The sequence below is a fragment of the Corynebacterium sp. ACRPE genome (assembly GCF_022347435.1).
Taxonomy (GTDB): domain Bacteria; phylum Actinomycetota; class Actinomycetes; order Mycobacteriales; family Mycobacteriaceae; genus Corynebacterium; species Corynebacterium tuberculostearicum_D.
Genome location: NZ_JAKRNA010000037.1, coordinates 1 through 13,704, shown reverse-complemented (window position 1 = coordinate 13,704; position 13,704 = coordinate 1). Strand labels below are relative to the sequence as shown.

The following is a 13,704-nucleotide window of genomic DNA, read 5'->3' as shown; positions in this document are numbered from 1 at the left end:
CACACCGAGGATTTCCCGTCGGGGGCTAGATATATGCTTCCGGAGCATATACTTTCCGGAAACCTACAGGTCAATCCGTGAAAATCCGCGATTCCGGACACACTTTTTGACCCTTAACCCGAATTTATCCTTTGTGCCGGAGCTCACGCATAAAAAAATCCGCCCCACTCCGGAAGCCGGAGGGAGCGGATGGAATCGCGTCTCAATTAGCCCTGACGAGCCTTGAAACGGGGATCCTTCTTGTTGATCACGAAGACCTTACCGTGGCGGCGAATAACCTGGGCGCCCGGCTTCTTCTTCAGCGACCGAAGGGACTTACGGACCTTCATCGGGCGCTCCTTTCGTTATGCGCAATCTACATGCGGTTGAATAAGTAAAGCACGGACTGGGAATCCCCAGCCATGACACGAGGAAAAATGTTACCTCACACGGCCGTCAATACCAAAACACTAAGGCTTCACGGGTGCGGACTCGCGCTCGTAGCGCGACTTCATTTCCTCGCCTACCTCATCCAGGCTACGTCCCATAGTCTCTGGAACCAAAACCTTGGTGTAGCCGATGGCGATGAGACCAAAGGCTCCGAAGACGATAAACGCCACCGGGCCGGTCAGCCACTCCACTAGCGGCAGGAAGTACTGCGCCACGGCCCAGTTGGTGGCCCATAGCGAGAGCCCCGCAATGCCCATGCCTAGGCCGCGCACCTGCAGTGGCACCAGCTCGGAGATGAGTAGCCAGGTAGTGGGCGACACTGCCGCCTGCTGAAAGGCGATAAACAGCGCCATGAATACCAACGAGACCATCGCCATGGCGGTGGAGTCCTGCGCGTGGGAATAGGCAAAGGAGAGGATAAACAGCGAGACCACATTGCCAGTCAGGCCGATCAGCAACAATCGCTTTCGCCCAATGCGGTCCACGACCTTCAGCCCCACCCAGCAGGCCAGCACGGATACCGTGCCGATAACGATGGAGGTATAAACCGAGTTAGCCGTGGATATCCCCACCTGGTTCATCATGGTCGGCGCGAAGTACACGATGGCGTTGACGCCGGTAATCTGCTGCGTCAGCCCCATCAACATGGCAAGCAGCACCGTAATTTGCATCCAGCGATTGGCCTTCAGCGCCTTCCATTCGGATCCGCTGGACTTGCGCGCAGTGTCCTGCGAGGTCAGCTCCGAAATATCCATCCCGGCGCGCCCGGCAATCTCTTGGGCGCGGGGCATTTTCCCGTTAGTGGCCAGCCATACCGGCGTCTCTGGCAGGAAAGCCATTCCGAGCGCCAGCGCTAGGCCTGGAACGGCGGCCAGGCCCAGCATCCACTCCCAGCTACCGGTAGAGGCCAGCGCGGAGTTGACCAGGTAGGCCATCAACTGACCCACCACAATCGCGAGGGTATTGAGCGAGACCATGCGCCCGCGCACCTTGGCGGGCACGATCTCCGCGATGTACATGGGAGACACGATGGACACTGCACCCACGGCAAAGCCCAAAAAGGTGCGCGCCGTGGCCAGCATCCCCACCGAGCCGGAAAGCGCACACCAGATGGAGCCCACCACGAAAATAATGCCGCCTGCAATCAGCGTGAAACGGCGCCCATACCTATCGGCGATGCGCCCGGCCGTCAGCGCCCCTACTGCAGCACCCACGAGCAGCATCGAGGTCACCCAGCCCTCTTGGTGCGCGCTCATGTCGAATGCGGGGCTAATAAAAAGCAAGGCACCGGACATCACGCCGGTGTCGTATCCAAATAGCAGCCCGCCCAGGGCCGCTATTCCAGCTACTACCTTGACATAAACTTCCTTATTCACAGCACAATATTGTGTCAGGCGGCTACCATGAACGTCATGTCGAACGATGCCGAAAACCTGCAGCAAACCATCATAAAAGCCCTGGGTGTGCGCCCCTTTATCGATCCAGAAGCGGAAGTGCAGCGCCGCGTGGATTTCCTGGTTGAATACCTGCGCGCCACCGGCGCTAAAGGCTACGTGCTGGGGATCTCTGGCGGCCAAGATTCCACCTTGGCGGGAAAGCTTGCGCAGCTGGCGGTGGAGCGCGTCGACGGCGCGGAGTTTTGGGCCGTGCGCCTGCCCCACGGCGTGCAGGCCGATGAGGACGATGCCCAGATTGCTCTGGATTTCATCCAGCCCGATCACCGCCCCACCGTCGATATCAAGCCGGCCACCTTGGCCCTCGACGAGCAGGTGGCGGATGCGCTGCAGCTTGCCGACGTCACCGATTTCAACCGTGGCAATACCAAAGCCCGCCTGCGCATGACCGCCCAATATGCCATCGCCGGTGAGGTCGGCGCGCTAGTCATCGGCACCGACCATGCGGCGGAAAACGTCACCGCCTTCTTTACCAAGTGGGGCGATGGCGCGGCGGATCTCCTCCCCTTGGCCGGCCTCAATAAGCGCCAAGGCGCCGCCCTCCTAGAGCACCTTGGTGCCCCGCGCTCTACCTGGGAGAAGGTTCCCACCGCGGACTTGGAGGACGATAAGCCCCAGCTTCCCGACGAAGAAGCCCTCGGCGTCACCTACGCCCACATCGATGACTACCTGGAGGGCAAAGCGGTTCCCGACGCCGCCCGCGAGCGCATCGAAACCTTATGGCGCCGCGGCGCCCACAAACGCATCATGCCGCAGGGGCCGAATCTTTAGCCCAGCGCCTCCAAGGTTGCGGCAGCCGCGCGCTCCAACGGGCGGTTATAGCTGGCGCCGTGCGTAAGCGCATGCACCGCCAACGGGTGTAGCTGGTGCATGGGAATCCACTTCTCAATGTCCTTCGGCGCACCATATCCCCGGAAAATCTCCTCGAGGTACGGTGCCCCGAAAAGCGCCAACATCCCCAAATCCGTATGCGGGTGCCCACCATGGGCGGCGGGGTCAATCATGATGCCGCCGTCCGCGTCAAAGAGCAGGTTGCCCGCCCACAGATCGCCGTGGATGCGAGCCGGCGCCACATCCCAACTGCGCGCGACGATGGCGTCGCAGGCACGCCTTACCAAGTCCAGCTGCGCCGCACTAATCCCTGCCAGTTCCGCAAAAGGCAGCACGCGCTGCTGAACGTAGAACTCCCCCCAATTATCCGTCGGGAGGCAGTCCTGTTCGATACTGCCGATGAAGTTCTTGCCTTCCCACCCGGTGGGAGGCGCGCCAAACGCTTCGGCTCCCGCGCGGTGCATGCGTGCCAGCTCCGCACCAAATGTCCGCGCCGCCTCCGGCGTAGGCATGACCTCGTCCACACGCTCGGTTACTATTTCCAGCCCGTCGGCGCTCACGACGTTGACCACCGCGTCGGTGGCCTCCCCGAGCCACCGCAGTCCGGCAGCCTCGGCACCTGCTTGATCTCTGTCGCGTACTCGCTTTGAAAAAGTCTGCATGCCGCCCAGCCTAATCAGGCAAGGAAATTTTTAAAGCGCCGCGCGGCCCTGCGTGGGCAGGGCCATCATAAAGAGCAACGCGATTCCACCGAGCACGGGAATGAACCCAATCAGGCATAACAACCCCGTCCTCCCGGAATCGTGCAGCCGCCGGCACATCAAAGAAACGACTGGAATCACAAGTACCGCCTCGGCAATAGTCTCAATATCCACGCCAAAGCGCCGATCGATAATGCCGATTGCCACAGAACTCAGCACGAGGAAACCGAAAACCCACCAAAACTCACTCATGGACGCCCGGCCACGAAAGTTGAAGTACTTTACAAAGAACCTGCCTAGCGCCTGTACAGGCGACGCCCCATAGAGCGCGTCGCGTGTAAAGAACCCTGTGGATTCATCAGTCATTCTGCGCGCGAGCCCCTTCGATGTTGACTGCATATACTCGGCTGCAAACCATGCTACCCACTTCCTATAAAGGAGGAGCAATGTACTCGGACGTCATCATCATCGGCGGTGGCTTTGCCGGCACCGCTGCGGCCATCACCTTGGCCCGCGCTAACCGAAAAATTCAGTTAATCGATTCTGAGGCTCCCCGCAATCGCTTCAGCGAACATGCCCACGGCATCCTTGGCCTCGATGGCGCGGCTCCCGCCGAACTGCTTCAGCGCGGTCACGCGGAGGTCAAGAAATTCGGCGGAATCATTACCCAGGGCTCGGTGGAGAAACTCACCCGTGTTTCCGAGTGCGAGCCTTGGCAGATAAAACTTGGCAGCGACGAGGTTCTCGAATCCCGCCACGTTCTCGTCGCGACGGGGCTCACGGACAAGCTCCCTGCAGTCCCCGGCCTCAGCGATTTGTGGGGCACCAGGGTCTTTCACTGCCCATACTGCCATGGCTACGAAGTTACCGGGAAGAAGGTTGCACTCATCGGCGGCGCGAATCCGCCTTTTACCATCCGGATCAGCAAGCTGCTGTCCACGTGGACGGACACGCTGACCTTTTACCCCAACGGCCTTGAGCTCACCGATCTTGATCGCACCCAACTCGCCGGATTGGGTGTAGAGGTAAACGATGCGCAAGTGACACAAGTCCGGCCAGAGAAGGCATCGTCGACCGGCGTAGTAGTGCAAAGCTCCACTGGAGAAGACACCTATGAAGCGTGCTTTACAGGGCCCGATTTTCTGCCCAATGACGCACTGCTGCGGGATGCCGGCTGCGAATTAACCAACGGGTGGGTCAGCGTAGAGCATGGCCAGACCTCGGTATCACGCCTGTGGGCGGCCGGCAATGTGGTCAGCTCACCGGACCAAGTCTCGCAAGCGATGGGAAGCGGCGCGGCCGTGGGCATCGCCATCGATCAGCGCATGCTCGATGAGGACCTGGCGGAGCTCTAGCCCACCGCAACAAGGAAAAGGAGAGGAACTAATGTTCCTCTCCTTTATATTGTGGAGCTAACGGGATTCGAACCCGTGACCCCCACACTGCCAGTGTGGTGCGCTACCAGCTGCGCCATAGCCCCTCAAACGAGGTGCAACCCTGTGGGCTGCAACTCGCTTAAATATACATGGAGGGTATTTAACTCTCCAAATCGCCTGCTACTTGGTGACGATTTCTACCCAGTCACCCAGGTTTTTTCCGGCCTTTTGGTCCGCCTCGGATGGAACATCCTTGCCATCCTTGATGATGCGCGGCGAGGAGACAGAGCCGGTCTCCTTATTCAACTTGTCGTAATTGGTCTTCGCCACCTTATTGCCCTGCTTGACGTCCACATCCTTGATGGAATCAACGACATCGTCGTCCGCGCCAAACTCCTTGGCGGCGTCAGCAATGTCCTTGATGTCCCACGAAGTAGCCACCTTTTGCTGGTTCTGCAGCATGTAGTCGCGCAGGTTCCAGTAGGTCTTGATATCACCAGACTTGGCCAGCTCGGACATAGCAGCTGCTGCCTTAGTGGAGTAGCCCTCCTGGTTTTCAATGTCCTCGCCATCCAAGAAGTTGAGGGTACGCACGTGGACGATCAGCTTGCCATCTTCGATGGCCTTCTGCATGTCACCGTCGGTAGCCTGAGCCAACTCAGCACAGTGCGGGCAGGCGAAGTCTTCGTAGAGATCCACCTCAGGGGTGCCCTTCTTAGCGCTCTCAGACTTGAGGGTGATAGCGCCGTCGTTGTACTCCATGGACATATTTACGTCCTTGGCTTCAAGGGCATCGACGGAATCCGTGGATGACTGCTTGCCATTCCACACGATGTAGCCAATAACAACGGCAATGATGACGAGGAGTACGCCAACTCCCCAGATAAAACCGTTGCCACCCTTGGCGTTAGGGTCAGTTACTTTGCTCATTTGAACCTTGCCTTTGCAATTCTTCGGACTCGATCAGCCTACCTTGCCCACCTACTAGGGGTGAAGGGCAAACTTGGTGAAGGGGCGCTTGATGGTCCATAGGGTCAGGAATAGATATGCGGCGTCGCGCAGCAGCGTCTTCGCATAATCCATTCCTCGGTCAGGATTTTGGGCGTCAAAGCCAAAGCAGCCGCAGTCAATATCCAGTCCACGGGCCCAAGCTTGTGCGATGCCCACCATAAAGAGCAGCAACACGACGGTGGCCACGATGGAGGACTTTCGCAAAAACAGCCCGAGCAGCAAGAGCACGCCACCAATAACCTCCAGTGGGCCAATGACCGTTGCGAGGTAAAGAGCCCAATCAGGCGTAAAAATGTCATAGCCCTTAACGGCCTGGGTCATGTCTAGGGTTTTGCCAAGCTTATGCACGCCGGCGTCAATCCACACCCAAGCCATAAAAAAGCGGGCGATGAAGCTGATGACATGGAGCACCAGCTTCCCATTAATCTTGCTACTCACGAGGATGAGTGTAGCGTTAAACCCCTAATACATGGGAAACAACTGCCTGTGCTTCTGCTTGCACCTGCTTGAGATGTTCCTCACCCAAGAAAGATTCGGCATAGATTTTGTACTTATCTTCAGTGCCGGAAGGACGGGCGGCGAACCAGGCATTTTCCGTCGCTACCTTCAGGCCGCCAATCGCCGCACCGTTGCCGGGTGCCTCCGTCAGCTTGGCCACAATGTCCGCGCCCGCCAGCTCAGTAGCGGTGACCTTGTCCGGAGACAACTTCTTGAGGATGGCCTTCTGCTCGCGGTTCGCGGGGGCGTCGGTGCGGGCATAGGCTGGGGCGCCAAATTTCTCCGCCAGTTCTACGTAGCGCTGGGACGGAGTCTTTCCGGTGACGGCGGTGATCTCCGCGGCGAGCAGATCCATAATGATGCCGTCCTTATCGGTGGACCACACGGAGCCATCGAAGCGCAGGAAAGACGCCCCGGCAGACTCCTCGCCACCGAAACCAATGGTGCCTTCGAGCAACCCCTGTACAAACCACTTAAAGCCGACGGGCACCTCCACCAACTCGCGGTCCAGACTTTCCACCACACGGTCGATCATGGAGGAGGACACCAGGGTCTTGCCCACACCGGCACTCCCCCACTGCGGACGGTGACTAAAGAGGTACTCGATAGCCACGGCGAGGTAGTGATTGGGGTTCATGAGTCCGGCATCGGGAGTGACAATGCCATGGCGGTCCGCATCGGCGTCGTTGCCGGTGGCAAGGTCGAACTTTGAGCGGGCGTCGATAAGCGAGGCCATAGCATCAGGCGAGGAACAATCCATGCGGATCTTTCCGTCCGTATCCAAGGTCATAAAGCGGAAAGTGGAATCCACCTCCGGATTCACCACGGTCATGTTGAGCTCGTAGTGGTCAGCGATGGCCTGCCAATAATCCACGGAGGCGCCACCCATGGGATCAGCGCCGATGCGCAGGCCGGAGTCTTTAATGGCCTGCATATCCACCACATTCTCAAGGTCAGCCACGTAGTTGTGCACGTAGTCGTGCTTCACGCAGCGCTCGTCCAGCACGCCCGCGACAGACGTCCGCTTCACGCCTTCCAGCCCGGCGCGCAGGTACTCGTTCGCGCGGCCCGCAATCCAATCGGTGGCCTGAGCATCGGCCGGTCCACCGGTAGGCGGGTTGTACTTGAAACCGCCATCGCGGGGAGGATTATGGGACGGGGTAATCACGATGCCATCGGTGCCTGGGTGGGTCAGGATGGCATGGGAGACCGCTGGGGTCGGCGTGTAGCGGCCGCGCTCGTCGACGCGAACCTCCACCCCATTGGCCAGCAGCACCTCAAGGGCGGAAACCATGGCGGGCTCGGACAACGCGTGGGTATCGCGGCCGATGAAAATCGCCCCAGCAACGCCTTGTTCCGCGCGGTAATCCACAATGGCTTGGGTAATCGCTAGGATATGCCCCTCATTAAAGGCTCGATCCAGCGCGGAGCCGCGGTGGCCTGAGGTACCGAAGGACACCTGCTGATCCGGGTTCTCCGCATCTGGGGTGCGGGTGTAGTAGGCGGTGACCAATTCTGCGATATCAATAAGATCCGTGGGCTGTGCCAGCGTGCCGGCGCGCTCATGGGCCATGGCGTGCTCCTTGGGGTTGGGGTGGTATTCCATTCCAGCTTGCCTGCTCTCTCGTGGTTGCGCAGGACGAATATTCCCCCGACTGGGGGTATGGGGAAATTTACTCCATTTCTATAGTTCGCTAGATTTAAAGAATGGACTCGCTTAATTCCATCCTCTCCGCCATCAGCACCGTGGTGTGGGGACCATTCATCCTCATTCCCCTCCTGCTGGGCACCGGCCTGTGGCTGACCATTCGTTTGGGCGGACTACAATTCCGAGCGCTGGGCCGCGCGACGCGTCACGTCTTTGCCACAGACTCTGACGAACAGTCCACCGAGGGTGATATTTCCAATTATCAGGCGCTGACCACCGCCCTTGCCGCCACCGTGGGCGTGGGAAACATCGTGGGCGTGGCCACCGCGCTGTCCATCGGCGGCCCTGGCGCACTGGTATGGATCTGGATTACCGGCCTCGTGGGCATGGCGTCCAAGTACACCGAGGCCTACCTGGGCGTGCGTTTTCGCACCACGGATTCCAAGGGCGAGATGTCCGGCGGGCCACAGCAATACCTAAAGCGTGGCATCCCCGGACCACTCGGATCGGTACTCGCAGTATTCTTTGCCATCTTTGCAATTTGCGCCTCCTTTGGCATCGGCAACCTCGCCCAAGCCAATGCTGTGGCCACCAATATGGAATCGACCTTCGGTATCGCCCCAGCGGCAACCGGTGCGATCCTCTTCGTCTTGGTGGGATCCGTACTCCTCGGCGGAATCCAGGCCATCGGGCGCATTACCGCCGCCTTCGTCCCATTAATGATCATCGTCTACGTCCTGGGCGGGCTCTATGTAATCTTCTCGCATGCCGCAGAAATTCCCGCCGCCTTTGCCATGATCTTCAGCGATGCCTTTACCGGCACCGCCGCTGTTGGCGGGTTCGTGGGCTCCACCATCATGATGGCCATTCAATACGGTGTTGCCCGCGGCATCTTCTCTAATGAGTCCGGCATGGGCTCCGCCGCCATCGCCGCCGCGGCTGCCAAGACCCCGCACCCAGCGCGCCAGGGGTTGGTATCGATGACGCAGACCTTCATTGACACCATCATCGTGGTAACCATCACTGGCTTGGTCATTGTTGTGGGCGGTACCTGGGATATGGGCCGTGACGAAGCTGGAATCATGACAGCCGAGGCCTTTTCTCGCGTGCTTCCTGGCGACTGGGGCGGCACCATCGTTTCGCTCTCCATTATCTTCTTCGCCTTTTCCACCATCATGGCCTGGGCGTATTACGGCGAGCGTTCCTTGGAGTCCCTTTGCGGCCGCAAGGCTTCTATCCCCTACCGCATGTTTTTCGCGTGCCTGCTCTTTGTCGGCTCCGTCTCGGAGCTCGAGCTCGCTTGGACCTTCTCCGACCTGGCCAATGGCCTCATCGCCATCCCGAACCTCATTGGCCTAATCCTCCTCTCCGGCCTCGTGGCTCGCGAGACCAAGGCCTACCTAGCCTTTGACCCCAAGCTCAATAAGCCAGTAGATGAGGTGCGCGCGTTCGTAGAGTCCCAGGGGATGGACTGGAAGTAACATAGGCCGCATGCCTCACTTCCTCGTCGTGGGTGCTGGCGCTGCGCTCGGCGCGGTAGCCAGGTACCTCCTCTCCGCCGCGCTCGGCGGCGGCATGCTCCCGCTGCTCCTTATCAATATCCTCGGCAGTGCCCTCATGGGCTACTTCCGGCCCGGCCCCTTTTGGGGCACCGGCGTGCTCGGCGGTTTCACCAGCTTCGCTACCTTCGCTTTCCTGACCTCCGAGGCCCATTGGACCGTCGCCCTGGCCTATGTACTTGCCACCATCATCGGCTGCGCGGGCGGCTACCTGGCGGGTGACAAGCTGCGATGAATCTTCTCAGCGTCCTTCTCGGCGGCTTCATCGGCGGCAGCCTGCGCTATGGCTTTGCCCGGCTTATACCCGCCCCCTACTGCACCTTCGTGGCGAATATTTTGGGCTCCCTCGCCATTGGCCTGGCCTATGGTTTCGCCCAGCTTGCCGACGCCCCCCTTATCCACCCCGTCCTCGCCCTCGGCCTCGCCGGCGGCCTATCCACTTGGTCCACATTGGCGAAGGAACTGGGTGAGATGATCAAACGCAAACAGTGGTGGCGACTGTGCAAATACCTCTTCTGGACCATCGGACTCGGCATCGTTCTAGCCTGGCGCGGCACCATCTGGGCGGCCCGCATTTATCACGGCATATAAGCAAAATGGTCTCATTCTCCGCGCGAAGAATGAGACCATTAGCTGTATACCTAGTCTGCGATTGCCTCCAATGGCGGCGTCTTTGCCGCACGGTTCGACGGCCAGACGGCCGCGATAATGCCGACGATAGCCGAGCCTACGAGCATAATGAGCACCATCGCCCACGGAATCTGCGCGGAGTCCAATCCCTCATCACCGAGGATCTCGATGAAGGACCAGCCCAAGCCGAGGCCGATAAGGATGCCCATCACCGCGCCAAAGAGCGCAATCTGCACCGATTCAAGAGTGATCATCGTACGGATCTGGCGGCGCTGCGTACCCACGGCACGCAACATACCAATCTCCTGGCGTCGCTCAATAACACCCAGGGTCAAAGTATTGACAATACCCAGCACGGCAATAATCACCGCTAGGGCAAGTAGGCCATACAGAATGGAGAGCATCTGGTCGATAAAGCCAGCCGCCTGGCCCGCATACTCCTCGCCAGAATTAACCTGAACCACGACCAAATCCTTGACCGAGTCCTCTAGGTTATGGCGCAGCTCTTCCTTGTCATAGCCTTCCTGGCCCAAGACGCCCACCATTTGGACGGTAAAGGACTTCTTTGGTGCGACCTTTTCCGCCACATCCTGCGAAAGCACCATATTCTGGACCACATCGGTGGGCTTAAAGGTACCGACCAGCTTGGCCTCGGCCTTCTTGTCCTTTTCCGCAGAAGTAACCTTGTAGGTCTCTCCTACCTTCCAGCCGTGTTCCTTGGCAAAATCTTCGGTAGCAATGAAGCCCTTCTCCAAGTTGGCATCGCCCTCGACCATGTCGAGCGCAATCATCGACGACGGATCTCCATCCGCAGTCGTCGTTTGCTGGAATTCTGGACCATAATCCATCGATGCCTGACCATCGACGGTCACCGGAGCCATACCGACGGTAATCACCTTATCGACGCCCTCGGCCTCCGCCGCGCGCTTACCCGTATCCTTCGGCGTCGGGAATTCACCGGAGCTAGGACCGGAAAGCAGGTAATCAGAAGTGATGTTCTGCTCCACGGTATCGGCCACAGAAGACTTCATCGTTGCACCAAGCATGCCGATGGCCGTCACCAGAGCCACGCCCAAAGTTAGCGCGAAGGCAGTGGCGGCGGTGCGGCGCGGATTGCGTCGCGAGTTAGTCGCCGCCAGTGAACCAATAGCGCCAAACGGTGCACCGATTGCCTTGCCCACCGTCGGCACCAGAGGCAGCGACAAAGCAGGGCCGGCCAGGAAGAATCCGACGATGACGCCGAACGCACCAACGCCGACGAGGATGGCGCGGACGCTGGTTTCGCCGTCGGAAAGCACGCCTGCCAACGCCGCAACAATACCCACCAGCAAGATAGTGGCACCGAAAATCGTGCGTACCTTCAGGGAAGTTCCGGAAGCAGATTCGGTAGTGCGCATTGCCTCCACCGGCTGTACGCGGCCCGCGCGCCGTGCCGGCGCCCACGCGGATACAACCGTCACGATGGTGCCCAAAATAATTGGAACTACGATGGCCGAAACGCTCAGGCCCAAGCCGCCATCGAGTGACATTCCCTGCGCGCTCATGACTGCCTTAATGATTGCGACCAAACCCATACCCGCAATCACGCCAACAATGGAGCCCAGAACGCCAACAATGGCGGACTCCACCACCACCGAGTTTGTAATCTGGCGACGGGAAGCACCCAGCGCACGCAAGAGAGCGAACTCCTTCGTTCGCTGCGCGACAATCATCGAGAAAGTATTCGCAATGATGAAGGTGCCTACCAGCAGCGCAATCAGGCCGAAGGCGATGAGGAAGTAATTGATGAACTTCAAGGCAGAAGACATCATCTCCGAGGTCTCCTCAGCCAGGCGCTCACCCGACTCCGCCTTGACTTCATACTTCTCGTTCAGGTGGTCCACCAAGGCATTCGCATCCACTCCATCGGCTGCAGAAACCTTGAGCTGGCTCGGCTCGCCGTAGCGCTCCAGGTAATCCTTTTCAGCCATGCTCAGCACGATGCTCTCGCCCTGGTCTACCGCGGGCTCCGAGATGCCAGAGACGGTGACTTCATCCTGCTCATCGGGGTGAACCACAGTCAGCTTCTGGCCCACGGAAATGTCGTACTTGTCGGCCGCGGAAGAGTTGATGAGGACCTCGTCCTTACCGCTAGGCTCCTCGCCCTCCTTCAACTTATCGGCGCCACCAACGACCTGGTCTTCCGGGTAGAACGGAACAACACTGGCCGTGCCGCCCTGGGTTTGAAAGGCCTCCGAGTTCTCATCGGCCGCGACAACGGTCTCCGAATCCGCGATATTGATGTTCTTGACATCCTTATCGTCGGCCAACTTCTGGCGCAGCTTGTCATCCAGTTTCGCGCCATTGTCGTCTTTTTGGCTCACCACTGCATCCACACCGCGGAACTGATTATCCACAGCGGAGTCAAACGTCGACTTCAGCGAATTGGTAAACATAAACGAGCCGGCAATAAACGCGGTGCCCAAAACCACCGCGAGAATCGTCAGCCCAAGGCGCAGTTTATGCGCCACGATATTGCGCAGAGACACTCTACGCATTGCGTTTCCGCGTGCCATTTAGCCCTCAATCTCCGCCATTACCTGGTGAATGGCCTCCATCGTCGGATTGTGCAACTCATTCACAAGCTTGCCGTCAGCAAGGAAAACCACCCGGTCCGCATACGAGGCGGCCTTGGCATCGTGTGTCACGATGACCACTGTTTGGTCGTCCTTATCCACCGCGGTTCGCAAAATGTCGAGCACCTCGGCCGAAGAATTCGAATCCAGGTTGCCCGTTGGCTCATCGCCGAAGATGATTTCCGGCCGAGAAACCAATGCACGAGCACAGGCCACGCGCTGCTGCTGTCCGCCAGACAATTCAGCTGGGCGGTGTTCCAGGCGCTCTGCTAGGCCGAGGCGGCTAGTGACCTCCTCAAACCACTGCTTATCGACGCCCTTACCCGCAATATCCGTAGGCAGCGTAATGTTTTCCGCCGCAGTCAGCGTGGGCACAAGGTTAAAGGACTGGAAAATAAAGCCCAGCCGGTCACGACGCAAGGCCGTAATGTTTTTGTCATTGAGCGCCGACATATCGGTATCACCGATAAATGCTGATCCGGAGGTCGCTGAATCGAGACCAGCCATGGTGTGCATCAGCGTCGACTTACCGGAACCCGATGGGCCCATGATCGCCGTGAATTCGTTCTTGCCGAATTCAATGGATACATGATCAAGAGCGACGACAGCTGTGTCATCGCTTCCGTATTGCTTAAACAAGTCAACGGCGCGAGCCGCAGCATTAGTCATGAGACAAATTCTCCTTGTAAATGGGAAATTACCTATTTAAGTCTAGCGACCGTGGCCCCCGGCCGACATCATCCCTGAGGAGGAAAACGGCATACGAGAGCCCGGCACCACCGTTCTCGTGGGTCACACACTGCGGGCTCCGGCCTACTCCCTAGCCCTCCTTGAGGTTACCCTCAAGTAGTGGACACCCTATTTGTACGGATCTTGTGTCCGTAGGAGAGGATGTTCATTGTGAATCAACAGCGCAAGAAGTACACGCCGGAGTACCGGCGTGAAGCCGCAA

The 13,704-nt window shown here is 58.9% G+C and carries 14 protein-coding genes and 1 tRNA gene; 5 read left to right on the top strand and 10 right to left on the bottom strand.

All coding sequences use genetic code 11. From position 1 onward, the window contains the following. Positions 1-206 precede the first annotated feature (206 nt). Together ykgO and MHY13_RS11625 are read right to left on the bottom strand one after the other, a co-directional pair. Positions 207-329: a type B 50S ribosomal protein L36 gene (gene ykgO, locus MHY13_RS11630; RefSeq protein ID WP_003847162.1), complete on the bottom strand. Its 123-nt coding sequence runs from the start codon at positions 327-329 to the stop codon at positions 207-209. A gap of 120 nt (positions 330-449) precedes the next feature. Then, positions 450-1,805 (bottom strand): sugar porter family MFS transporter, encoded by a 1,356-nt coding sequence (locus MHY13_RS11625; RefSeq protein ID WP_239283196.1) that lies wholly within the window; start codon positions 1,803-1,805, stop codon positions 450-452. Between the two features lie 27 nt (positions 1,806-1,832). Here MHY13_RS11625 and nadE point away from each other — a divergent pair, with 27 nt between their 5' ends. Next, the gene (nadE, locus tag MHY13_RS11620; RefSeq protein WP_239194566.1) at positions 1,833-2,654 is read left to right on the top strand and encodes an ammonia-dependent NAD(+) synthetase; all 822 of its coding nucleotides are present in this window, start codon (positions 1,833-1,835) and stop codon (positions 2,652-2,654) included. Here the strand turns inward: nadE and MHY13_RS11615 are convergent. Together MHY13_RS11615 and MHY13_RS11610 are read right to left on the bottom strand one after the other, a co-directional pair. Next, positions 2,651-3,376: a fructosamine kinase family protein gene (locus MHY13_RS11615; RefSeq protein WP_239283195.1), complete on the bottom strand. Its 726-nt coding sequence runs from the start codon at positions 3,374-3,376 to the stop codon at positions 2,651-2,653. The two genes, nadE and MHY13_RS11615, sit on opposite strands and share 4 nt — an antisense overlap. 30 nt (positions 3,377-3,406) lie before the next feature. Next, a complete protein-coding gene (locus MHY13_RS11610) occupies positions 3,407-3,781 on the bottom strand; it encodes a DUF805 domain-containing protein (RefSeq protein ID WP_239194562.1) in 375 nt (124 codons plus the stop codon). 80 nt (positions 3,782-3,861) lie between these two features. Between MHY13_RS11610 and MHY13_RS11605 the strand changes: the two genes are divergently transcribed. Further along, the gene (locus MHY13_RS11605) at positions 3,862-4,770 is read left to right on the top strand and encodes an NAD(P)/FAD-dependent oxidoreductase (RefSeq protein WP_239283194.1); all 909 of its coding nucleotides are present in this window, start codon (positions 3,862-3,864) and stop codon (positions 4,768-4,770) included. A 52-nt stretch (positions 4,771-4,822) separates the two neighbouring features. Here MHY13_RS11605 and MHY13_RS11600 read toward each other — a convergent pair. The 4 genes from MHY13_RS11600 to pgm form a co-directional block, all read right to left on the bottom strand. Beyond that, a tRNA-Ala gene (locus MHY13_RS11600) sits at positions 4,823-4,895 on the bottom strand. Between the two features lie 76 nt (positions 4,896-4,971). Next, positions 4,972-5,721: a thioredoxin domain-containing protein gene (locus tag MHY13_RS11595; RefSeq protein ID WP_239283193.1), complete on the bottom strand. Its 750-nt coding sequence runs from the start codon at positions 5,719-5,721 to the stop codon at positions 4,972-4,974. A 54-nt stretch (positions 5,722-5,775) separates the two neighbouring features. After that, the gene (locus MHY13_RS11590) at positions 5,776-6,240 is read right to left on the bottom strand and encodes a MauE/DoxX family redox-associated membrane protein (protein WP_239283192.1); all 465 of its coding nucleotides are present in this window, start codon (positions 6,238-6,240) and stop codon (positions 5,776-5,778) included. Positions 6,241-6,256: 16 nt separating this feature from the next. Next, on the bottom strand, positions 6,257-7,873 hold the full coding sequence (gene pgm / locus MHY13_RS11585; protein ID WP_239283191.1) for a phosphoglucomutase (alpha-D-glucose-1,6-bisphosphate-dependent): 1,617 nt from the start codon (positions 7,871-7,873) through the stop codon (positions 6,257-6,259). A 134-nt stretch (positions 7,874-8,007) separates the two neighbouring features. Here pgm and MHY13_RS11580 point away from each other — a divergent pair, with 134 nt between their 5' ends. Genes MHY13_RS11580 through MHY13_RS11570 form a run of 3 tightly spaced genes read left to right on the top strand, consistent with a single transcriptional unit; the run spans position 8,008 to position 10,098 of the window. Continuing rightward, complete coding sequence (locus MHY13_RS11580) at positions 8,008-9,429, top strand: sodium:alanine symporter family protein (RefSeq protein WP_239283190.1); 1,422 nt, start codon at positions 8,008-8,010, stop codon at positions 9,427-9,429. A gap of 10 nt (positions 9,430-9,439) precedes the next feature. Continuing rightward, on the top strand, positions 9,440-9,742 hold the full coding sequence (locus tag MHY13_RS11575) for a fluoride efflux transporter family protein (RefSeq protein WP_239283189.1): 303 nt from the start codon (positions 9,440-9,442) through the stop codon (positions 9,740-9,742). Continuing rightward, positions 9,739-10,098, top strand: a complete 360-nt coding sequence (locus tag MHY13_RS11570; RefSeq protein WP_239283188.1) for a CrcB family protein — start codon at positions 9,739-9,741, stop codon at positions 10,096-10,098. Before MHY13_RS11575 ends, MHY13_RS11570 begins: the two co-directional genes overlap by 4 nt. 50 nt (positions 10,099-10,148) lie before the next feature. Here MHY13_RS11570 and MHY13_RS11565 read toward each other — a convergent pair whose 3' ends face one another. Beyond that, on the bottom strand, positions 10,149-12,692 hold the full coding sequence (locus MHY13_RS11565) for an ABC transporter permease (RefSeq protein ID WP_204611045.1): 2,544 nt from the start codon (positions 12,690-12,692) through the stop codon (positions 10,149-10,151). Beyond that, positions 12,693-13,421 carry an ABC transporter ATP-binding protein gene (locus MHY13_RS11560; protein ID WP_204611044.1) on the bottom strand — a complete coding sequence of 243 codons (729 nt, stop codon included), beginning with the start codon at positions 13,419-13,421 and terminating at the stop codon, positions 12,693-12,695. Positions 13,422-13,704: the final 283 nt, after the last annotated feature.